Annotated in this window: 23 protein-coding genes; 2 read left to right on the plus strand and 21 right to left on the minus strand. The window is 36.4% G+C overall.

From position 1 onward, the window contains the following. Positions 1–123: 123 nt before the first annotated feature. From MHH88_RS22245 to rpsF, 6 genes are all read right to left on the minus strand, one after another. A complete protein-coding gene (locus MHH88_RS22245) occupies positions 124–816 on the minus strand; it encodes an ATP-binding cassette domain-containing protein (RefSeq protein ID WP_339260756.1) in 693 nt (230 codons plus the stop codon). Continuing rightward, a complete protein-coding gene (locus tag MHH88_RS22250) occupies positions 809–2,095 on the minus strand; it encodes a hypothetical protein (protein ID WP_339260758.1) in 1,287 nt (428 codons plus the stop codon). The genes MHH88_RS22245 and MHH88_RS22250 overlap by 8 nt, the downstream gene beginning before the upstream one ends. Beyond that, positions 2,092–2,943 carry a hypothetical protein gene (locus tag MHH88_RS22255; protein ID WP_339260760.1) on the minus strand — a complete coding sequence of 284 codons (852 nt, stop codon included), beginning with the start codon at positions 2,941–2,943 and terminating at the stop codon, positions 2,092–2,094. The genes MHH88_RS22250 and MHH88_RS22255 overlap by 4 nt, the downstream gene beginning before the upstream one ends. Positions 2,944–3,341: 398 nt before the next feature. Next, complete coding sequence (gene rpsR / locus MHH88_RS22260) at positions 3,342–3,578, minus strand: 30S ribosomal protein S18 (protein ID WP_010860721.1); 237 nt, start codon at positions 3,576–3,578, stop codon at positions 3,342–3,344. Positions 3,579–3,625: 47 nt separating this feature from the next. Further along, complete coding sequence (gene ssb, locus MHH88_RS22265) at positions 3,626–4,198, minus strand: single-stranded DNA-binding protein (protein ID WP_024364645.1); 573 nt, start codon at positions 4,196–4,198, stop codon at positions 3,626–3,628. A 36-nt stretch (positions 4,199–4,234) separates the two neighbouring features. Further along, positions 4,235–4,525 carry a 30S ribosomal protein S6 gene (gene rpsF / locus MHH88_RS22270; RefSeq protein WP_024364644.1) on the minus strand — a complete coding sequence of 97 codons (291 nt, stop codon included), beginning with the start codon at positions 4,523–4,525 and terminating at the stop codon, positions 4,235–4,237. Positions 4,526–4,698: 173 nt separating this feature from the next. Between rpsF and MHH88_RS22275 the strand changes: the two genes are divergently transcribed. After that, the gene (locus MHH88_RS22275; protein ID WP_339260764.1) at positions 4,699–5,262 is read left to right on the plus strand and encodes a DUF3267 domain-containing protein; all 564 of its coding nucleotides are present in this window, start codon (positions 4,699–4,701) and stop codon (positions 5,260–5,262) included. 25 nt (positions 5,263–5,287) lie between these two features. On the opposite strand, the gene MHH88_RS22280 is transcribed toward MHH88_RS22275, so the two are convergent. From MHH88_RS22280 to MHH88_RS22295, 4 genes are all read right to left on the minus strand, one after another. Beyond that, positions 5,288–6,328: an acyl-CoA dehydrogenase family protein gene (locus MHH88_RS22280; protein ID WP_069514050.1), complete on the minus strand. Its 1,041-nt coding sequence runs from the start codon at positions 6,326–6,328 to the stop codon at positions 5,288–5,290. 170 nt (positions 6,329–6,498) lie between these two features. Then, positions 6,499–7,599 carry a redox-regulated ATPase YchF gene (gene ychF / locus MHH88_RS22285; protein WP_024364641.1) on the minus strand — a complete coding sequence of 367 codons (1,101 nt, stop codon included), beginning with the start codon at positions 7,597–7,599 and terminating at the stop codon, positions 6,499–6,501. Between the two features lie 368 nt (positions 7,600–7,967). After that, positions 7,968–8,168: a DUF951 domain-containing protein gene (locus MHH88_RS22290; RefSeq protein WP_069514382.1), complete on the minus strand. Its 201-nt coding sequence runs from the start codon at positions 8,166–8,168 to the stop codon at positions 7,968–7,970. A gap of 1 nt (position 8,169) precedes the next feature. Further along, positions 8,170–9,051 (minus strand): mechanosensitive ion channel family protein, encoded by an 882-nt coding sequence (locus MHH88_RS22295; RefSeq protein WP_339260769.1) that lies wholly within the window; start codon positions 9,049–9,051, stop codon positions 8,170–8,172. Between the two features lie 93 nt (positions 9,052–9,144). Between MHH88_RS22295 and yyaC the strand changes: the two genes are divergently transcribed. Further along, complete coding sequence (gene yyaC, locus MHH88_RS22300) at positions 9,145–9,777, plus strand: spore protease YyaC (RefSeq protein WP_025220908.1); 633 nt, start codon at positions 9,145–9,147, stop codon at positions 9,775–9,777. On the opposite strand, the gene MHH88_RS22305 is transcribed toward yyaC, so the two are convergent. The 11 genes from MHH88_RS22305 to rpmH all read right to left on the minus strand — a co-directional run bounded on the left by MHH88_RS22305 (position 9,694) and on the right by rpmH (position 20,257). Next, a complete protein-coding gene (locus MHH88_RS22305) occupies positions 9,694–10,410 on the minus strand; it encodes a DUF554 domain-containing protein (protein WP_339260771.1) in 717 nt (238 codons plus the stop codon). The genes yyaC and MHH88_RS22305 overlap by 84 nt on opposite strands. 74 nt (positions 10,411–10,484) lie before the next feature. Next, positions 10,485–11,336 (minus strand): ParB/RepB/Spo0J family partition protein, encoded by an 852-nt coding sequence (locus MHH88_RS22310; RefSeq protein WP_069514042.1) that lies wholly within the window; start codon positions 11,334–11,336, stop codon positions 10,485–10,487. Further along, positions 11,329–12,090 (minus strand): AAA family ATPase, encoded by a 762-nt coding sequence (locus tag MHH88_RS22315; RefSeq protein ID WP_069514039.1) that lies wholly within the window; start codon positions 12,088–12,090, stop codon positions 11,329–11,331. Before MHH88_RS22315 ends, MHH88_RS22310 begins: the two co-directional genes overlap by 8 nt. Before the next feature lie 232 nt (positions 12,091–12,322). After that, positions 12,323–13,222 (minus strand): nucleoid occlusion protein, encoded by a 900-nt coding sequence (noc, locus tag MHH88_RS22320; RefSeq protein WP_339260775.1) that lies wholly within the window; start codon positions 13,220–13,222, stop codon positions 12,323–12,325. A gap of 180 nt (positions 13,223–13,402) precedes the next feature. Next, positions 13,403–14,119, minus strand: coding sequence for a 16S rRNA (guanine(527)-N(7))-methyltransferase RsmG (rsmG, locus tag MHH88_RS22325; protein ID WP_069514033.1), 717 nt, complete (start codon positions 14,117–14,119; stop codon positions 13,403–13,405). Positions 14,120–14,254: 135 nt separating this feature from the next. Continuing rightward, a complete protein-coding gene (mnmG, locus tag MHH88_RS22330; RefSeq protein WP_339260777.1) occupies positions 14,255–16,150 on the minus strand; it encodes a tRNA uridine-5-carboxymethylaminomethyl(34) synthesis enzyme MnmG in 1,896 nt (631 codons plus the stop codon). 27 nt (positions 16,151–16,177) lie between these two features. Beyond that, positions 16,178–17,563 carry a tRNA uridine-5-carboxymethylaminomethyl(34) synthesis GTPase MnmE gene (gene mnmE, locus MHH88_RS22335; RefSeq protein WP_103977876.1) on the minus strand — a complete coding sequence of 462 codons (1,386 nt, stop codon included), beginning with the start codon at positions 17,561–17,563 and terminating at the stop codon, positions 16,178–16,180. Between the two features lie 303 nt (positions 17,564–17,866). Then, positions 17,867–18,676, minus strand: coding sequence for an RNA-binding cell elongation regulator Jag/EloR (gene jag, locus MHH88_RS22340; RefSeq protein ID WP_069514025.1), 810 nt, complete (start codon positions 18,674–18,676; stop codon positions 17,867–17,869). After that, entirely contained in the window at positions 18,673–19,443 is a 771-nt protein-coding gene (gene yidC, locus MHH88_RS22345; protein WP_024364630.1) for a membrane protein insertase YidC, read from the minus strand. Before yidC ends, jag begins: the two co-directional genes overlap by 4 nt. A 240-nt stretch (positions 19,444–19,683) precedes the next feature. Continuing rightward, on the minus strand, positions 19,684–20,028 hold the full coding sequence (rnpA, locus tag MHH88_RS22350) for a ribonuclease P protein component (protein WP_069514022.1): 345 nt from the start codon (positions 20,026–20,028) through the stop codon (positions 19,684–19,686). 94 nt (positions 20,029–20,122) lie between these two features. After that, complete coding sequence (gene rpmH / locus MHH88_RS22355; protein WP_004233310.1) at positions 20,123–20,257, minus strand: 50S ribosomal protein L34; 135 nt, start codon at positions 20,255–20,257, stop codon at positions 20,123–20,125. Positions 20,258–20,811: the final 554 nt, after the last annotated feature.

A 20,811-nucleotide genomic window follows, 5' to 3' on the forward strand; every position in this document is an offset into this window, starting at 1 on the left:
ATAGGATAATGGTATGGAATTTTACTATTTTGGAGCAAAAAAATCACCACAGATAAAGGCGAAATTAAAAAATGAGTCCGGTACAATACCGAACTCAAAATACCAAAATTCACTGAATAATGGCTACATATCACCCACTGTTTGGGCGTTCAAAAAAATCCCCTCCGAACTCATCCAATATTCTTTATCAGCATATTGAGAACTTAAGTGACTATGAGTAGCCATAACGATAGTCGTTCCACTTTCAGACAGCCTTTTAAAAAGGTGAAACACTAAAATTGTCGTATCGTCGTCCAATGACCCAGTAGGTTCATCAGCTATCAACAATATAGGCTTTTTAATCAGTGCTCTGATGACTCCCACTCGTTGTCTTTCTCCACCAGATAACTTGTCAATTTTCTTATCAAGTAAATGATTAATTTTTAAACAGGCACTTAGTTCATCGAGATATGCCGTGATTTGCTTTTGATTATAGTTGCCTAATAATAAAGGTACTAAGATATTTTCCCGAACTGTAAGGTTGCGAATCATTGGATTGTATTGTGATATGTATCCGATTCGACTGCCTCTTATTTCCGAAAGCTCATTAAGATTTTGGGCATGCATTTCTATACGATCCAAAATATAGTTACCACTATCCGCTTTTTCAAGTCCAGCCAATATATTTAAAAGTGTGCTTTTTCCAACGCCACTAGGTCCTTTTATAGAAATGAATTGATTGTTAATAATTTCTAAATTAATGTGATGTAATATTATTTTTTCATTATACGCTTTTACGATGTTCTCTAATGAAATAAAGCTTATGATTTTAATCACCCTTTAACTTTTCAATGACATTCGTCGTTGCTAATAATTGATTCACTAACATATAAACTACGACATTGAATACCAGCCAAACCATGAACCCGGCAATTAACAAAATAGATAGTATAGTAAGGTCTTGCATAAATAGAACGGTGCACAACAATGCCAATCCAATACTCATACCATTGAGAATTGAAAATTCAAGTTGTATAGTTTTTTTGATTTTATTATTTGTAACCCCACTCATAATGAACACTAAATACATATCAAATTGTCTTTTTATGAAACTCTTAACGGACAAATAGAAAGCACACAATATGAAAATAAATACAACACCCGATATTGTAAAAATAAGTGTTTGATTGGCATCAACCATTTTGTATAAAAGATTCACTGATAGCGAATTCGCACCAATAATTTGATAATTAGTGAAATTCGTAACTTTCCCTATGTCTGCAACTTCCTTTCTTACCTCAAGCGCGTTTAAGTTGGTCATTAAATAACCACCCATGTTACTTAATAGCAGTGCGCGAAAGAATATTTCATCTACCTCTGTTTTTTGTAACAACTTAGAAGGCTGTTCAGAAAGCGACATGGAAGGCAGTAGGATATAACGATTGAGTACTTGTTGGGGATTATGGTTAGTAAAAATAAATGAATTTTCCTTTGCAAAACCAACTACTCGCCCGACAAATTTTTCATAATAATAATGAAGCTCTAATTGGTCATTTAACTTATAGTATTGACGATAGTCAGAGCCAAGAATGACCGGTATTTCATTTCTTCTTGCTACGTAGACATAAGCGGAATCATCAAATGGCAGTCCTTCCATCAGTTCAACGTCATTATAATCAAAAACGGATTTAGTAATTTGAATCGATTTAGTGGTTTGATATAACGCACCTTCGGACTCATATATATCATTAGTAGAGCCCAATTCATAATAGGCGGAGAACTTCTTATCAGGGGGATATTGTTTTAAGCCTATTGGCTGCGATACGGCATTATAAAAGACCACTTTACTATTTTCAAATACCCTATTATTAAAATCATTGAGTATATCATAGTTTTTTACATCTTTAAAAAATTCAATTTCTCTTTTACCGATTAAATCATCCGTAATCTGATAGATATTGTAGTGATGAAATTTACTGGCTGAACGTATTTCTATTTTTGAAATATTTATATTTACTAACAGCACAAATACAACGACAGAAAATAGAAATGAGAGTAACCCTATAAACAACGTAAACCATTTTTTATTTTTCAGTAGAAGTCTAGCTGTATTCAAAATGATCTTACTCCTTTTTTAATCAAGGAATTTGTCATGAGCAGACAGGCTAAAAAATACACTATAAATGTTACTAATATATAGAAAACAGATACGTAGTACCACTGATTCCCCCAAATCGAATAGAAATGGTTAAACGCTTTTAATGATAAAAATGCCAATAACATTATCATGATTAGCGCAATGAATTCTAATTTAAACACTTTAAGAAATATAAGTTGCCATTTCCCTCCTGCTAAAAACAATATTTGAACAATGGATTTTTTACTTTGAATGGCATAAACGACTGTAACAGCTTGCGCAATAATGACAAATAGTAAAGAAATGATTAAGAATCCTTTCAATAAAATATTGGAAGTTAATATGGCAGTTCCTCTATCCTCTTTTTCAAGTAGCTGATAACTCGTATTAGGAAATATTTTTTCAATTAATTGATGTGGTTTTCCACTTTCCACATTGAGAATAAACTTCGTTCCATTTTTCAAGTTGATTTGTTGAGACATGACTATATACCATGCCTCTCTATTTAAGTAAGAGGCTGGTGTGTCAAATTGTCCAATAACGAGGCTTTTCATATTTCTTGACAGTGCCTCTTCAGGAAAAATAGTGCCTGTAATTATATAGTCTGTAGAGCGTGGTTGTTTTTGATAGTTTATAGGTGGCAACTTCATCGAGTTGTTCATATATATATATTTTAAGTGTGGATTGTTTAGTTTATATTGCATTAACAAATATGGTTCTTCTAAGTCGATGTCTAGAGAAGACTCTTCGGTATTAATAATAAATTCAACAGCATTTTTACTGATATAGCCATTGTTAATCATATTAGTATAGCTAATAGCATCCATTATATAAAGCAAGGAAGCGGCGCTAGTAAACAACAGGAACGTTAGTAGCAAAAACCTACTAGATACTAAAAAGTTTTTCACTTTGTTTTACCTTCATTGTAAGAAAGAGGATGGGACAAAAGAGATCTAAAAGTGCACCTAACAACATCCATTTTGTCGTTTTCAAATTTAACACCCCTTGAATCACAAAATAAATTTAAAATTTTTAATATTATAATAATTTAAAATATAATTATCTGTCAATATTCTAAATTTAATAAAAATTGATAGTTTTAATAGTGATGTTTATTTAGACATCTATGAAAATCCACCACCATTTTTGGGGTTTGTCTTGTATCGATATTCACGGAAATAAAAAAAGCACAACAAGGCATTAAACCTTGTTGTGCTCAATGATCTTATTTATCTTCAGATACGAATGGAAGTAATCCCATAATACGAGAAACTTTGATAGCTGAAGTTAATTTACGTTGGTACTTAGCGCTAGTGCCAGTTACGCGACGTGGTAAAATTTTACCGCGTTCAGAGATGAATTTTTTTAATAAATCCACATCTTTATAGTCGATATGCGTAATGTTATTAGCAGTGAAGTAGCAAACTTTACGGCGTTTGCGGCCTCCGCGACGTGGTGCCATAGTGATGTCTCCTCCTTATAAGTTTATAGTTTTTGTAGCTCGAAGAATTAGAATGGAAGATCGTCTTCTGATACTTCAATCGGTCCCTTGCTATTCGCAAATGGATCTTCGTCTACTCTTGTATAGTTCGGCTGGTTCATTGGTGGTTGATTTTGCTGATAAGAAGCACCGCCGCCAAATGAACCTTGCTGAGGCATCGCGCCACCATACTGTTGCTGTGGTTGTCCACCGCCATATGACGGCTGGCTATTAGCGTAAGATTGTCCGCCGTATTGGTTCGATGCAGGAGCACCTCCACCACTACGAGGCTCTAAAAACTGTACGCTATCTGCCACAACATCAGTTGTATATACACGCTTACCATCTTGTCCTTCATAGCTACCTGTTTGGATACGACCTTCTACTCCAATCAAACTTCCTTTTTTCATGAAGTTCGCTAAGTTTTCAGCCTGTTTACGCCAAGCAACACAGCTAATGAAATCTGCTTCTTTTTCACCTTGTTGGTTTGAGAATGTACGATTTACAGCTACTGTAAATCGAGTAGACGCAATACCATTCGGTGTGTAGCGCAGCTCAGGGTCTTTTGTTAGTCTTCCAACTAATACGACACGATTTATCATCAGAATGCAACCTCCTTTTCAGCATTTTGTTTAAAATTATTTAGCTTCTTCGCGAACTGCAATGTGACGAATGATATCTTCGCTGATGTTAGCAAGACGTGTGTATTCGTTGATTGCTTCTGAAGGAGCGTTTACTTTCACGATTTGGTAGTAACCTTCGCGGAAGTCTTGGATCTCGTAAGCTAAGCGGCGTTTGCCCCACTCTTTTGCTTCGATGACTTCAGCACCGTTAGAAGTTAAGATTTCGTTGAAACGTTCAACTAAAGCTTTCTTCGCTTCGTCTTCAATGTTTGGACGTACGATGTACATTAATTCGTATTTTCTCATCTGTTTACACCTCCTTATGGACTCAGGCTCTCCTGTTTGCAGGGAGCAAGGAGTAAGTAATAAATATTACTCACATCAATGAATTGTAACACATTGGCATCTGTCTTTCAAGTCGCAATCAAATAATTCATTCGATATAATGAAGATTACTAATTTCATGAAGGAGGACTTCTATGTTACCCGATCAAAAACCCGATGTAATTGAATTAGATATTAAGAAACTAATGATGGATAGTGTTGTTATTACTAGTGGCCTCGCTATTTTATTTATTGCCATACAAGTCATATGTATGAAGGAGTTTCAATTTTCAGTTTGGCAAATGCTAAGTGGATTTATCCTTTTTGTCGTACTTTATATTGTGCTTATCATATTGCATGAAGCCTTTCATTTAATAGGTTTTATGCTCTTTGGTGGCGTGCCTTTTAAATCGTTAAAATACGGTATTAACTTAGAGCTTGGGGTAGCTTATGCAACGACCGACAAACCACTCCCTAATTATGCAATGAAAAAGGCGTTGTTATTGCCATTTTGGACAACTGGTATTATTCCAACCATTGCTGGCTTTTACTTTAATAGTACCGTCTTGCTACTTGCGGGTGCCTTTTTAATTGGCGGAGCAGTCGGAGATTTTGCCATGTATAAGGAATTGCGCAAATATCCTAAACATGCTCTTGTAGAGGACGATCCTCAGTTACCAAAGCTTTATGTTTATCCTCCACAGAAAACGGATAAGTAATGGCTATCTTCTAGGAGCTAAGTTGTTAGGGTGTTAAAAATCCATGTTGTGCAGCTGTACATAAATTTCTCCAAATGCGATTAATGGTTGCTGTTTCCATAATAGCGTCCATTCCGAGACTGCGAATAATATTATTGGCAATGTCCACACAGTCAGCTGCACTTTCTTTGCTCATTTCCGTAAACTGTTGGTATTCTTGCTCTGTCAGTTCAACTTCCTGTTTATGTTTTTGCCAATAGATTGTCAACATAGCGTAAAATTGTTCTTCAATCTGTTTAAAACGCTTTAGTTGTTGCATATATAGAAACTGCAATGCGCCAATACGTTCTGTGCGATGGGATTCTTTATTTTTCCGTTCAATGACAGTAGCAGCCTCCTCTAAGAAATTCTCCGTAATGCCCAGACAAACACTTAAAAAAGAAGCTTCTGCAAAAGTGCCGAACGGAAAACGATAGACTGCATTATCATAATTATTTTTCCAAATACCTAATTGGAATGTTTGATCGAATGGTATCCATACATCTTGTACTCGAATTGTATGGCTTGCTGTTGCTTTTAAACCCATTGCTTGCCAATCATTGATAATTTCTACTTGCTCCCGGCTCACCGCGCAACTAATGATTTTATCTGTCAGCATACCATCTTCTTTAATAAAGCAATTCATGGTAAATGTTGTTGCATAGTCAGCACCACTACAATACTTCCACTGCCCTGTTACCGAATAACCGCTGTCCATTTTTACGGCTGTACCTGTAGGGTAGCCGCTCCCTGCTATTACTGCATCCCTTGGTGAAAAAATCTCTTCGGCTATTTCTTGCTTAAACGTTGGCGCAAACATATTACCGCCTGTTCCTATTGTCACAAGCCACCCAAAGTTCCCATCGATAGCAGACATGCGCTGAAAAACTTTTATTCCTTCGAGTAAGTCTAAATCTTTACCACCTAACTCTTTTGCTATAAACAATTTAAACAATTGTTGCTCATAAATGATTTCTAATATTTCTTGTGGTAACTTTCCTAACTGATCGATTTCTAAAGCCCGCTTTTTGATTTCTACTATGTTCATAATATCCCCCTTTAGAAATTGAAAATTCTGATATCTATATAACCAAAAATAGGCTATCCCAAACATGAAAATGATTCGCTAGGAGATAGCCTATTATGTTTTTATGAATATAAACTAAGTTCTGGTTGTATTTCATGAGAATTGCTTACATTCATAATGGCAATTTTAAATTAAACGTTAAAGCGGAATAACATGATATCGCCGTCTTGTACAATATATTCTTTACCTTCAAGACGTACTTTCCCCGCTTCTTTCGCAGCAGCTTGTGAGCCTGCTTCTACTAAATCATCGAAAGCAACTGTTTCTGCACGAATAAATCCACGCTCAAAGTCTGTATGAATAATACCAGCACATTGTGGTGCTTTCATGCCTTTACGGAATGTCCATGCACGTACTTCTTGGACCCCAGCTGTGAAGTATGTGGCAAGACCTAGTAAATCATATGAAGTACGGATTAGTTGGTCTAAACCTGATTCTTTAATGCCTAGTTCTTCTAAGAACATCGCTTTTTCTTCATCGTCAAGCTCAGAAATTTCTTCTTCTATTTTTGCACAAATTGTAATTACTTGCGCACCTTCAGCTGATGCATATTCACGTACCTTTTGAACATATTCATTATTATCTGCATCTGCCACTTCGTCCTCTGAAACATTGGCAACATAAAGCATTGGTTTAATTGTTAATAGGTGAAGACCTTTAATCACTTTTAGTTCGTCCTCTGAAAGTTCAGCAGCACGAGCAGGTCGTCCGTTTTCTAATTCAGCTTTGATTTTTAGAAGAATCGGTTCTTCAACCATCGCTTCTTTATCTTTTTGTTTTGCCATTTTGCTTACGCGTTGTAAACGTTTATCCACTGATTCTAAATCAGCAAGTGCTAGCTCTAAATTAATTACTTCAATGTCATCAATTGGATCTACCGCACCTGACACGTGTGTAATATTTTCATCTACAAAGCAACGTACTACTTGGCAGATTGCATCTACTTCACGAATATGTGCAAGGAATTTGTTTCCTAAGCCTTCTCCTTTAGAAGCACCTTTTACGATACCTGCAATATCAGTAAATTCAAATGCTGTTGGCACTGTCTTTTTCGGTATTACTAACTCTGTTAGTTTGTCTAAACGTGCATCTGGTACTTCAACAATACCTACGTTTGGATCAATTGTTGCGAATGGATAGTTGGCAGCCAAAGCGCCCGCTTTTGTAATTGCGTTAAATAATGTTGATTTTCCAACGTTAGGTAAACCAACGATTCCAGCTGTTAATGCCATAAATGGACACAACCTTTCTATAATCAGTTCAATTTTGTTCCTGTTAAACCACAGTATTATGACACTCTAACGCCCAATCCGTATTGCAGGAGACTGACATAAACCCGACACAAGCAATTCCACCCTACGCCATTTTGTCCAGATTTTTCCTTTGAGCTTGCTCGGCAAAAAGCTCTCTGTAAATCTGTCCATTCGCTGGGGAAATTCACTTGATGCAATCGGGGTTTGAATCCCCCATGAATTTAAGTGCATAGTTGGTATTCATCCCCACCTAAGGGCAGGGAACTTCTGTTGACGCAAGTTAAAGTTTTCTTTATAACCCTATCTATTATATTGATTCGCCCATAAAAAGTCTAATACACAAAAAGCTAGACTTCACTTGCACGCTTTATGACTTTCTTCATTTTTTTCTCAAATTCTCGACGCGGAATCATCACACTGTGCTGACATCCTTCGCATTTAATACGCACATCTGCACCCATACGAATAATTTTCCACTCATTTGTGCCACATGGATGTTGTTTTTTCATTTCGACAATATCATTTAGATCAAATTTTTTCGCTTCCATATTATTCACTTCTCCCATCATCTTTTCCACTTCCACCATATAACATCATTTTAGGATACGCCATAGGAATATCATGTTCCTCAAATAATTGTGTCACATCACGGCGAATTGTTCGAGCTACGCCATATTGTTGTTGTGGCAATGTTTCAGCAGCAATGCGAATCGTTACTTCTGTTCCTTTTACATTTTGGACGCCTAAAAAGGTAGGTACTGTCACTAGCTCTTTATGAATTTCGGGTAGTGTTTCTAAATACTTTTTAATAAGCCCTTCCGCTTTTTCGAAATTTGCATCTGTCGTCATTTGTAAATCTATAAAAATTTTCGAGTTATTGATAGAGTAGTTAATAACCTCTCCAATTGAACCATTTGGAATAATAAATTGCTCCCCAGTAGCACCATTAATCTTTGTTGTACGTAATCCTATCTCTACAACTGTTCCTTCCGCTGCGTTTATTTTAATATAATCCCCTACACCGAATTGGTCTTCAAAAATAATAAAAAACCCTGTAATTACATCCTTTACTAAACTTTGAGCACCAAACCCGATGGCTAAACCGACGATTCCCGCACCGGCAAGTAAGCCCGCTACCTTAATGTTCAGTGAAGAAAGGATAGCTATAATTGCCGAAAAATAGACAACATACGAAATCACACTTTGTAATAATCTTGCAATTGTTCGTTGTCTGCGCTCTGAATGATTTAATGGTGAGCGCATACGTAGTAAAAATACTTTTTTAATAAATTTTTTACCTAATCGTACAGCTAACCACGATGCAATAAGGATTAATGTAATTTCAATCGTTACATCGATAACCTGATCCCAAAAGGCTTCCGACGTCAGTTGATCCCATTTTTTCTGCATTACTCTTGTGTTGAATTCCATTATTACCACCTCTTGAATAACTTGTTAAAAATTTGCGTATACTGCATAAAAATTGAGCACTTCTTACAAATAAAAATGAAAGTGAGTTTTTTTATGAATACTATTCCAAATTTAGTACTGCCCTATTCGCTTCATCACGAAAGTAAAAATGCTGTTTGGCAATTGAGTACATTATTTTTAGAGTATATTCCTTTTCATCATGAACGTCTTATTTTTTGTTGTATCGGAAGTGATCGTTGTACTGGGGATACATTAGGGCCATTAACAGGTAGTTTTTTGAAAAAGTCTGTTAGTTTCCCTTATGAAGTTGTAGGAACTTTAGAAAATCCATTGCATGCCCTCAACTTAGATTCAACCATACAGCAGTTACACCATCATACTACGAAACCTTTTATTATTGCGATTGATGCATGTCTAGGTAGTGAACAAAACGTTGGACATATTGCAGTGCAGAACGGGCCAATATTGCCTGGGAAAGCAGTAAAAAAAGAATTGCCCCCAATTGGTGACATTTCCGTTAAAGGAATCGTCAATATTGGAGGCTTTATGGAAATGCTCGTGTTACAAAATACGCGACTGCATATCTCTTATGCTATGGCTGAAAAGCTTTCAAGAGCTTTACTGCTTGCTGCGCATCGCTACTCATTGAAAAGGATAGATGATGGCAACCATGATGCCGACAACGACAATACCCGGCAACAAGTTAGCAGCCTTGATCTTTGTTAGGCCTGCTATATTTAACCCTATCGCTAAAATCATAACACCACCTACTGATGTCATTTCTGTAATAAACATCTGTAGGGCGTCATCTGGGATATATGCACTGATGACGCCTGCAAAAATGGCAATTATCGCTTGGTATACAAATACTGGAACTGCTGATAATAATACGCCAATCCCTAAAGTAGAAGCTAAAATAATGGATGTAAAACCATCAATAATACCTTTTGTTATTAAGACATTATGATCCTGTCGTAGCCCGCTATCAAGTGCACCTATGATTGCCATTGAGCCAACAACAAATATTAATGATGCAGTTACAAAGCCTTCTGCAATATTAATTTGATTGTCATTCGTACGTCTTTTACTAAAAAGTGATTCAATCCACTGACCAAGTCGATTCATTTGCTTATCTAAATCTAGCCATTCTCCAATCACAGTTCCTACTACTAAACTGACCACTAAAATAATAAAATTATTACTCTCGAAGCCCATTTTGATTCCTAAAAGCGCGACAGATAAGCCAATAATCGATAATACAGAAGCTTTCATCGACTCAGGAATATTTTTAAAAATGCGCCCCACCAATGCACCGACTATAATCAACAGTGCATTAATTAATGCTCCTAAAATTACCACAAAAAGGCCTACCTTCTCTCTAGAAAAATAGAGAGCGCCTAGTATATTGGCGCTCTAATTACATTAGTGTACTATTAATCATCTTCTTGGATGTTTAATATTTCCAAAATACGTTCCAAATCGTCTTCTGAGTAAAATTCAATTTCAATTTTACCTTTGTTATTTGCCTTTTTAATTTGGACGTTTGTACCAAAATAATCACGTAATTGTGATTCTTTCGCTACAACAAAAATATCCTTCTTCTTCGGTTGCGATGTTTCACGTGAAACTTCTTCATTTAAACTTTGCACCAAAATTTCTACCTGACGCACATTCAAGCCTTGTTTAATAATCTTGCGTGCAACTTCTGGGATTCTTCTTTTATTTTTTAACCCAAGTAAGGCACGTCCTTGTCCCATTGATAATATACCTTCATTCATCAATGCTCGAACTTCCTCTGGCAAAGCTAATAAACGAACGTGATTCGCAATATGCGGCCTACTCTTACCTAAGCGTTTGGATAACTCCTCCTGTGTTAGATGTAAGTTTTCCATTAAACTTTGATATGCTTCTGCCTCTTCAATAACTGTTAAATCTTCACGTTGTAAATTTTCTAAAATAGCAAGCTCCATCATTTGTGAGTCCGTTAGCTCTTTCACAATCGCTGGCAATAATTCTAAGCCTGCTAACTGTGCCGCTCTATAACGACGTTCTCCTGCTACAATTTCATATTTCTGTCCTTTTTTCCGTACAGCAATTGGTTGTAAAATACCGTGTTCCTGAATTGAATCAGCTAATTCTTGTAATGTTTCTTCATCGAATATTTTACGAGGCTGAAATGGATTTGCGACTATTAGCTTTAGTTGTAGTTCTTCTACTTTTTCACTTTGTTCTAGCGATTCTCCTGGAAATAGAGCACCAATACCTTTTCCTAAACCTTTAGCCATTTTTTATCACTTCCCTCGCCATCTCTAAATAAACTTCAGCACCCCGTGATTTTGCATCATAAATAATAATAGGCTGTCCATGACTTGGAGCCTCACTTAATCGTACATTACGAGGAATAATCGTTTTATATACTTTATCTTGAAAATATTTTTTCACTTCATCAATTACTTGTAAACCTAAATTAGTTCTTGCATCAAGCATTGTTAATAATACGCCATCAATATATAACTGCTGATTCAAATGCTTTTGCACTAAACGCACAGTCGATAATAATTGACTTAACCCTTCTAATGCATAATATTCACATTGCACAGGAATTATCAGTGCATCAGACGCCGTTAACGCATTAATTGTTAGTAGCCCTAATGAGGGTGGGCAATCAATAATAATATAGTCATAGTCTTCTTTAATGTCTTGAAGTGCATGCTTTAAGCGTACTTCACGAGAAATCGTTGAAACTAATTCAATCTCTGCTCCCGCTAAAGAAATGGTCGCAGGGACGATTGATAGATTTTCAACATTTGTTTGTTGAACGACATTTTCAACGTTTTCGTCATCGATTAGTACATCATAAATACAACTTTGTATTTCTCCTTTATTAATGCCCAGTCCACTTGTTGTATTGCCCTGTGGATCTGTATCAATCAATAGCACTTTTTTTCCTAAATATGCTAGACAAGCGCTTAAATTGACCGATGTCGTTGTTTTACCTACGCCACCCTTTTGATTGGCGATTGCTATAATTCTACCCATTTAAAAGCACCTGCTTTCATCTATCAAAGTTTGCTTTGACAAATCCATTTGTAAAATCATTGTTCAATACCGTTATCTTACTTATCATTCTATCAAAAAAACTCAACAGAGTTGTATAAAATATTAAGAATATATACAAAAAAGGAGGCATCTTAGATTTATTTCTAAGATCCTCCCTTGTATTCCACATATAAAACTGCACAAATTACTTTTTTAATATAATTAAAATAAATTAAGATTTCTTCTTTTTAGGTATTTTCACTGTAATTTGATAGTATTCTTCTGTGTCTTCTTCTTCTGTCTTAACCGTTATACCACTTTTCGTCACCATTGATAGTGATTGTTTAATCGTATTTAAGGCTATACGGACATCTTTACTTATTGCTTTTCTTTTCGGCTTCACTTTTTTAGGAATCGCTTCTTCTTGATCCGCCGCTTCTGGATGTAATAATGCATGGATATGCTCTTCTAATTGGCGAACATTCCAATCATGCTCAATTGCTTGATGCAAAATCTCTAATTGTAATGTTTGATCTTTAATAGCAATTAGTGCACGGGCATGTCTTTCAGAAATTTGACGCTTTAATATAGCTTGCTGCACTTCTTCAGGAAGCTTTAATAGACGTAATTTATTGGCTACCGTGGATTGTCCTTTTCCTAGTCGTTGGGCAAGAGCTTCTTGTGTAAGCTCATGAAGCTCTAATAATTTTTGGTAGGCCACTGCCTCTTCAATTGCCGTTAACTCTTCACGTTGAAGGTTTTCAATTAATGCAATTGATGCTGTTTCCTTATCTGTTAAATTCCGTACAATTGCAGGAACTTCTGTCCATTGCAGCTTTTTCATTGCGCGGTAACGACGCTCACCGGCGATGATTTCATATTGATTGTTTGCTGTGCTACGTACAACAATTGGTTGAATCACACCATGGGTATGAATGGTTCTAGATAATTCTTCAATTTTTTCGTCATCAAAAATAGTACGTGGCTGAAAACGGTTTGGTACAATTTGATCGATTGGAAGCTTAATGACCTCTTCTGTTGCATGAACCGCCTCTGCTTGTTCTACTTCATTTTCCACAATAGGCTCTGCTTTATTTCCGCCTCCAAAAAAACGTGAAAAAGGACTTTTCATCCAAGTGGCACCACCTTTAAGTAACTATCTTGCTCTGTCTCATTCTATTATTATTTATTATATTTCCTAAAATGTATATAGTTCATAGATGTCATTTGCGTGAACCATCCATAACTAGTATGTATGCTCAAACTAGAGAAAATATTTTTCCAGTTTGAGAAGTTTCACATGAAACACTAATTATTGAATAGGTGTTTTATTTGGTACACCAGGCTTACGCGGATATTTTTTTGGCGTTCCTTTTATTTTATCAAAAACATATAAAGTACGTTCACTTTCTTCAACAGGTAAAGTAAAAGAATACTCTTCTTTTAATGTAACACCTAAAGTGACTAATGCTTTTTTGGCATCTTTTAATTCTTCTGGACCTGCCGCTGCCTTTAACGCAACAAAGTAACCACCCTGTTTTGCTAGTGGTACACATAATTCCGATAGTACAGACAAGCGAGCTACTGCACGGGCTGTTACAACATCAAATTGTTCACGATATTTGATATTTTGACCAAATTCCTCTGCACGAGCATGGACAAAATGCATATGATCTAACTGTAATTCTTCACTTAAATGATTTAAAAATGTAATGCGTTTATTTAAAGAATCTACAATTGTTACTTGTAAATGAGGGAAGCAGATTTTAATTGGAATACTAGGGAAACCAGCTCCAGCTCCTACATCACAAACGGTTGTTACCTGTGTAAAATCAAAATAAAATGAGGCACTAATAGAATCATAGAAATGTTTTAAATAGACACCTTCAAAATCTGTGATTGCTGTTAGGTTCATCTTTTCATTCCACTCGACAAGCAGTTCAAAATACTTTTTGAACTGTGCTAGTTGCTTGTCAGAAAGTTCTATCCCCTTGTCCTTCAATGCCTCAATAAATTGTTGTTCGTTCATGTAAGGTCTCCTTTAAAAAATGGCTCAATATTTGTTTGGACGCAAATAACAAAACGTTGAAGGATAACATAGCCTTAAAAATAGGAAGCGGGCACAATGGTATGCCCGCCTCTTATTCACTTTGTTGTTGCGCTATTATTCACCACTTACACGTGCGATTTTCCCTTGTTCAATGTAAACAAGTAGAATCGAAATATCTGCAGGATTTACCCCTGAAATTCGAGACGCCTGTGCAATGGAAAGCGGAATTACTTGTTTTAATTTTTGTCGTGCTTCTGTTGCAAGACCTGAAATGGCATCATAATCAATGTTCTCTGGAATTTTTTTATTTTCCATTTTATGAAGCTTTTCAACTTGTTGCAATGCTTTTTCAATATAACCTTCATATTTTAGCTGAATTTCAATTTGTTCTTTCACTTCATCGGAAAATTCAATTTCAGCTGGTATTAACGAAGACACTAAATCATAGTGCATTTCCGTACGTTTTAATAAATCGGCGCCACGTATACCATCTTTCAGTTCACTACCACCTACAGAGCGAATGGCAGCTTGTGTTGTTTCGTTTGGTTTAATGATTACTTCACGAAGGCGTGCAATTTCATTTTCAATTAACGCTTTTTTCTCCATGAATTTTTCATAACGTTGCTGTGATATCATGCCCATTTTGTAAGCACGTTCTACTAAACGTAAATCTGCATTGTCATGACGAAGTAGTAAACGATATTCAGCACGAGATGTAAGGAGACGATATGGCTCATTTGTACCTTTTGTTACTAAATCGTCAATTAATACACCGATATAAGCTTCTGAACGACTTAAAATCAGTTCTTCTTTACCAAGGACATTGGCAGCAGCGTTCATACCCGCCATCAAACCTTGAGCAGCTGCTTCTTCATAACCAGATGTTCCATTAATTTGACCGGCTGTATATAAACCTTTAATGCGTTTTGTTTCCAATGTTGGCCATAATTGCGTTGGAACGATTGCATCGTATTCGATTGCGTAACCTGCACGCATCATTTCCGCTTGTTCTAATCCTGGAATTGATTTTAACAAACGATGTTGCACATGCTCAGGTAAGCTTGTTGATAAACCTTGGACGTACACTTCTCTTGTATTGCGACCTTCTGGTTCTAAGAAAATTTGGTGGCGTGGCTTGTCATTAAATCGTACGACTTTATCTTCGATTGAAGGACAATAGCGCGGACCTGTTCCTTTAATCATCCCTGAGTACATTGGTGAAAGATGTAAATTTGCCTCAATAATTTCATGTGTTTGAGGGCTTGTATATGTTAGCCAACATGGCAGTTGGTCCATGATAAATTCAGTTGTTTCAAAGCTAAATGCACGTGGTACATCATCGCCTGGTTGTATTTCCGTTTTTGAATAATCAATTGTACGGCTATTGACACGAGGTGGTGTACCTGTTTTGAAGCGTACAAGGTCAAAACCTAATTCTTTTAAATTGTCTGCTAAGCGAATAGATGGCTGTTGATTATTAGGACCGCTTGAATATTTCATGTCTCCAATAATAATTTCACCACGAAGGAATGTACCAGTTGTTACAACTACTGTCTTGGCACGATAAATTGCGCCAATTTGTGTAATAACACCTTTTACTTCGCCATCTTCTATAATAAGTTCTTCTACCATTGCTTGGTGAATTGTTAAATTTTCATTTTCTTCTAACACACGTTTCATTTCGTGTTGGTAGAGTATTTTGTCCGCTTGGGCGCGTAATGCACGTACAGCTGGACCTTTCCCTGTATTTAACATACGCATTTGAATATGCGTTTTATCTATAACTTTCCCCATTAACCCACCTAATGCGTCAATTTCACGAACGACAATCCCTTTTGCAGGACCACCGATGGATGGGTTACATGGCATAAATGCAATCATATCTAAGTTGATTGTTAGCATGAGCGTGTTGGCACCCATTTTAGCAGCAGCATAGGCAGCTTCTGAACCTGCATGTCCTGCCCCTATAACAATCACATCAAACGTGCCTGCCTCATATTGTGTTGGCATGCTCGTATCTTCCCTTCTCTAGTAGAATTATTTCCCTAAACAGAACTGTGAAAATAGTTGATTGATAAGGCTTTCTTGCACCGTATCTCCAATAATTTCACCAAGTATTTCCCAAGTTCTTGTTACATCTATTTGCACCATATCAACAGGTACACCAGCCTGTGCTGCAGCTAGTGCGTCCTCTACCGTCGCTTGCGCTTGGTGGAGTAATGCGATATGACGTGCATTCGATACATATGTTAAATCGCCCGCTTCAATTTGACCCTCGAAGAATAATGCAGCTATTGCTTCCTCTAATTCTGCTATTCCCTCTTCTTGTAAAAGAGAAGTGGTCACAATACGATGACTACCTGCTAATTCTTTTACACGGGCTAAATCAATTTTTTGCGGTAAATCGGTTTTATTGACAATAACGATATAATCCATCGCCTCAATTGTTTCGAATAGACGTTCATCCTCAATCGTTAATTCATCCGCATAGTTTAGTACGAATAAAATTAAGTCTGCGCCACGTAACGCCTCACGAGAACGTTCAACGCCAATTCGCTCCACAATATCTTCTGTTTCACGAATGCCGGCTGTATCGACTAAACGAAGTGGTACCCCACGTACATTTACGTACTCTTCTATAATATCACGAGTTGTACCTGCAATATCTGTCACAATTGCTTTATTTTCTTGGACTAAACTATTTAAAAGTGAAGATTTTCCTACATTTGGTCGCCCTAAAATAACAGTCGATAAGCCTTCACGTAAAATTTTGCCCTGAGAGGATGTTTGTAAAAGTTTAATGATTTCATTGCGTACCCATGTACATTTTTCAAGTAATACAGGCACTGTCATTTCTTCTACATCATCATACTCTGGATAATCTATATTAACCTCTACTTGCGCTAAAGTCTCTAGCAATGCTTGGCGCAAATCTCCGATAAGGCGAGATAATTTCCCATCCATTTGACCAAGTGCAACATTCATCGCACGATCTGTCTTCGCTCGAATTAAATCCATCACCGCTTCTGCCTGTGATAAATCAATACGCCCATTTAAAAACGCACGTTTTGTAAATTCACCTGGCTCTGCCAATCTCGCCCCATTTGTTAATGCTAATTTTAATACGCGATTAACTGAAACGAGTCCTCCATGGCAGTTGATCTCTATTACATCCTCACGCGTGAACGTTTTTGGTCCTCGCATTAACGATAGCATTACTTCTTCTACTACCTCATTTGTTTTAGGATCTACTAAGTGTCCATAATGAATTGTATGTGAAGCCTGCTTCTTTAAACTTTTTCCACCAGGCGCTTTAAAAATCTTATCTGCAATAGCTACTGCTTCATCACCACTTAAGCGAACTATGGCAATAGCTCCTTCACCCATCGGTGTGGATATCGCAGCAATTGTATCGAACTCCATTGTATTACCTCCTTAACGTTATCCACATGTGGATAAATAAAACCGATCAACACTTTCTAACATCTTAGACTAACATATTTTCGAAAAAATCTAAAGTAAGGATCATTTCCAATTGTGGATAAATAAATTACTTATCCCTCATCATTTTCGCTTTAAAAGTTGCACTATCCGACATTTTCCGACTTGTCGTTCTGTCACATTATCTTGCTGCTTTTCAGACAGTAAAAAAACGGTCACTTTATCATAACGATAAAATGACCGGTTTTTTTAGCATATGTCTGTATGCCTTTACGTAAAGAAAGTCTAAGCGTTCTTTACTGGTTCAATAACTAAATAGCGGTTTGGTTCTGTGCCTTCTGAATATGTTTCGATATCCAGACGATTCGCTAATTGATTATGAATAATTTTTCTTTCGTATGATTGCATCGGTTCAAATGCCACACGTTGATTTAACCGAAGTGCCTTATCAGCCATACGATCCGCCAGTTGCTCTAAAGCTTGTTGTCGACGTTCACGATAGTTTTCTACGTCTAATTTCACCATTAAGAACTGTTTAGCGGTTTTATTTAAAACGAGTTGTGTTAATTGTTGTAAAGAATTTAACGTTTGACCGCGTTTCCCTATAAGTAATGCAGCCTTCTCACTTTTCAATTGAAACAGCACATATTTACCTTCACGGGCCGTTTCAATATCAAGATCTTGAATTCCCAATTGCTCCGCTATACTAACTATATAAGCTTTTGCTTCTTCAATTGGATTTACAGTGTTATCTTCTTCCTCTTTAATGGCTTGTTGAACAGCTTCGATGTCCATTGGTTGTTCCGAAACTTGTGAACTTAATTTTGCAACGTCATCCACTACTTTTTGTTCGTTCAATTGTTCTTTAGCCGTTTCGTCTTGCTCAGCTACTTTTACTATTTCTGTAGTTGGACGAACTTGTATTTCTTTTACAGTCACACGTACTTCTGCAGAACGTGCTCCAAAACCTAAAAATCCTTTTTTACCTTCTTGTAAAACTTCAACATCTACTTGTTCACGGGTTTTGCCAAGTTTCTGTAACGCCAATGAGATCGCTTCTTGTGTTGTTGCGCCTATTTGCGTAAGTTGTTTCACTTTTTAGCCCCTCCATTTTGAGCAGGTTGTGTTTTGTTGTTTTGCCAAGGTTTATAAATATACAGGTTTTGAAGAATCGAGATAATATTCCCGATTACCCAATAAAGTGATAATGCAGCTGGTAATGCCATACCAAAACCGATAATCATGAATGGCATAATGTAAATCATAATTTTCATCTGAGGGTTGTCCATTGCTGGGCCCGTACGTAATACGAAAAATTGCATAATACCAGCAATTATTGCTAACGCTGGCGCAGGGTCTGCTAATGGGAAGATAAAGAAATTTCCTAAATCAAAAGCAGCTGTGGCGTTCATTCGACTAATTGCGTGATAAAAACCAATTAAAATTGGCATTTGAATGATTACTGGTAAACATCCAGCAACTGGGTTTACACCGGACTCACTCATCAGCTTCATCATTTCTTGCTGATACTGTTTCTGTGTTTGTGCATCCTTAGAAGCATACTTCTTCTGCAATTCCTTCAATTTTGGCTGAATTTCTTGCATTTTTTTCGAGCTCTTTGTCTGTTTAATCATCAATGGCAGTATTGCTAAACGAATAATAATTGTTACTGCAATAATCCCCCATGCATACGTACCAAGTAAATCAGCAAAATATTTTATCGCTGATACTAACGGCCAAACAATGAATTCATTCCAGAAGCCTTGGCTATCTTTGGATATTGGATCATTAAATTCTGTACACCCAGATAGTAGTAATGCTACTGATACTAGCGACAAAATTACCCAAAGTTGTTTTTTCAACCGTCTTCCCCCTACAAATACTATTCACTTTTCTAAAAATCTATATGCATTGTCTCTATTCAATTTTATTTTTTCAACTGAATAAAGTTATCAGTTATTTTATCATGCAAAATAGCTTTCACTCTACTAAATATGCCAATAAATATGTGCGCATGCAGTAAAGGTACTAACTACATTTACATAAGTTATTGTGGAACCTTTTAAAAGTGTACTTTATCGCCACTTTGGTTGCTGTATGTATTACGATTTCTTCAATACTCTAGCAATTCGTAGTACATGCTGCAAACTTTGTTTCACTTCATGAAAATCCATAGTGGCCGCCGGATGTCTGGCGATAATAACATAGTCCATATTCGCCTTTAATTCATCTTTTATCTCATGAATACTTTGTCGAATATAACGTTTAATTTGGTTGCGTGTTACCGCATTCCCAAGCTTCTTACTAACAGATAACCCTACACGAAATTCTGTTTGTCCCTCTTTCGGCAAAAAATAAACGACAAACTGACGATTCGCGAAAGATTTACCTTTTTTAAACACCTTTTGAAAATCCTCATTCTTTTTCACTCGTTGGCGTTTTTTCATTACTTTCACCTGCTACTGAATTATTCTTTTGATCCTTAACGGCTTCAAAAAATAAAGAAAAAAAAGACCACTGATGTGGCTCAGTGGACTTATTTTATGCTGATAAAACTTTTCTTCCTTTACGACGACGAGCAGCAAGAACTTTGCGACCGTTTTTCGTGCTCATACGTGCGCGGAAACCGTGAACTTTGCTGTGCTTACGTTTCTTTGGTTGGTAAGTACGTTTCATTGTATATAGACACCTCCTGAATGAAAGTTGAATTTTTCAACATACAGACCTGCATATTATATAAAGTAATTAGCTATTTTGTCAATGTATTTTATAAATTTCTTTCAATTCGCCAATTCTATGTTTATCTTTCCTCTCTTTTAAATTATCCACAGAATACTTGTTTTTTTTACACAGACTTGTGTATAGTATTTTTTGCATTATTTTTTATCCACAACGGTTATCTACAGCTTTTTCACATAAGCAGTGCTTGTGGACAACTTGAAAGTGAGTAAATCAAAGTTATGTGGATAAGTTTCATAAACTATTGAAATAGCTTTGTTTTTCTGATACGATTACTGTGCTTCACTTTGTTGAAAACTAAAACGAACTAATCTTTTATCCACAACTGTTGATATGCTGTGGATAATTTTTATCACAGCCTTTGGTTAAGTATTATCCACAACTTGTGATTTTGTGGATTAGTCGTAAAATGAACGTATTTACTTATCACATAAATGCACTATATTTTTTTATTGCTGTATATGTATTGAACTGTAAAGGAGAATAGCAGC

This window comes from Lysinibacillus sp. FSL K6-3209 (assembly GCF_037976175.1).
GTDB lineage: Bacteria > Bacillota > Bacilli > Bacillales_A > Planococcaceae > Lysinibacillus > Lysinibacillus sphaericus_D.

Coding starts and splice junctions, on each gene's coding strand:
- mnmG (WP_339260777.1), bottom strand. CDS start 16,150: ATGCCAACACAATATGAGGCAGGCACGTTTGATGTGATTGTTATAGGG.
- ychF (WP_024364641.1), bottom strand. CDS start 7,599: ATGGCATTAACAGCTGGAATCGTTGGTTTACCTAACGTTGGAAAATCA.
- mnmE (WP_103977876.1), bottom strand. CDS start 17,563: ATGGAGTTCGATACAATTGCTGCGATATCCACACCGATGGGTGAAGGA.
- MHH88_RS22295 (WP_339260769.1), bottom strand. CDS start 9,051: ATGGAATTCAACACAAGAGTAATGCAGAAAAAATGGGATCAACTGACG.
- MHH88_RS22315 (WP_069514039.1), bottom strand. CDS start 12,090: ATGGGTAGAATTATAGCAATCGCCAATCAAAAGGGTGGCGTAGGTAAA.
- MHH88_RS22255 (WP_339260760.1), bottom strand. CDS start 2,943: ATGGATGCTATTAGCTATACTAATATGATTAACAATGGCTATATCAGT.
- rpsR (WP_010860721.1), bottom strand. CDS start 3,578: ATGGCACCACGTCGCGGAGGCCGCAAACGCCGTAAAGTTTGCTACTTC.
- MHH88_RS22310 (WP_069514042.1), bottom strand. CDS start 11,336: ATGGCTAAAGGTTTAGGAAAAGGTATTGGTGCTCTATTTCCAGGAGAA.
- noc (WP_339260775.1), bottom strand. CDS start 13,222: ATGAAAAGTCCTTTTTCACGTTTTTTTGGAGGCGGAAATAAAGCAGAG.
- MHH88_RS22280 (WP_069514050.1), bottom strand. CDS start 6,328: ATGAACATAGTAGAAATCAAAAAGCGGGCTTTAGAAATCGATCAGTTA.
- yyaC (WP_025220908.1), top strand. CDS start 9,145: ATGAATACTATTCCAAATTTAGTACTGCCCTATTCGCTTCATCACGAA.
- MHH88_RS22290 (WP_069514382.1), bottom strand. CDS start 8,168: ATGGAAGCGAAAAAATTTGATCTAAATGATATTGTCGAAATGAAAAAA.
- rpmH (WP_004233310.1), bottom strand. CDS start 20,257: ATGAAACGTACTTACCAACCAAAGAAACGTAAGCACAGCAAAGTTCAC.
- MHH88_RS22275 (WP_339260764.1), top strand. CDS start 4,699: ATGTTACCCGATCAAAAACCCGATGTAATTGAATTAGATATTAAGAAA.
- ssb (WP_024364645.1), bottom strand. CDS start 4,198: ATGATAAATCGTGTCGTATTAGTTGGAAGACTAACAAAAGACCCTGAG.
- rsmG (WP_069514033.1), bottom strand. CDS start 14,119: ATGAACGAACAACAATTTATTGAGGCATTGAAGGACAAGGGGATAGAA.
- rnpA (WP_069514022.1), bottom strand. CDS start 20,028: ATGAAAAAACGCCAACGAGTGAAAAAGAATGAGGATTTTCAAAAGGTG.
- rpsF (WP_024364644.1), bottom strand. CDS start 4,525: ATGAGAAAATACGAATTAATGTACATCGTACGTCCAAACATTGAAGAC.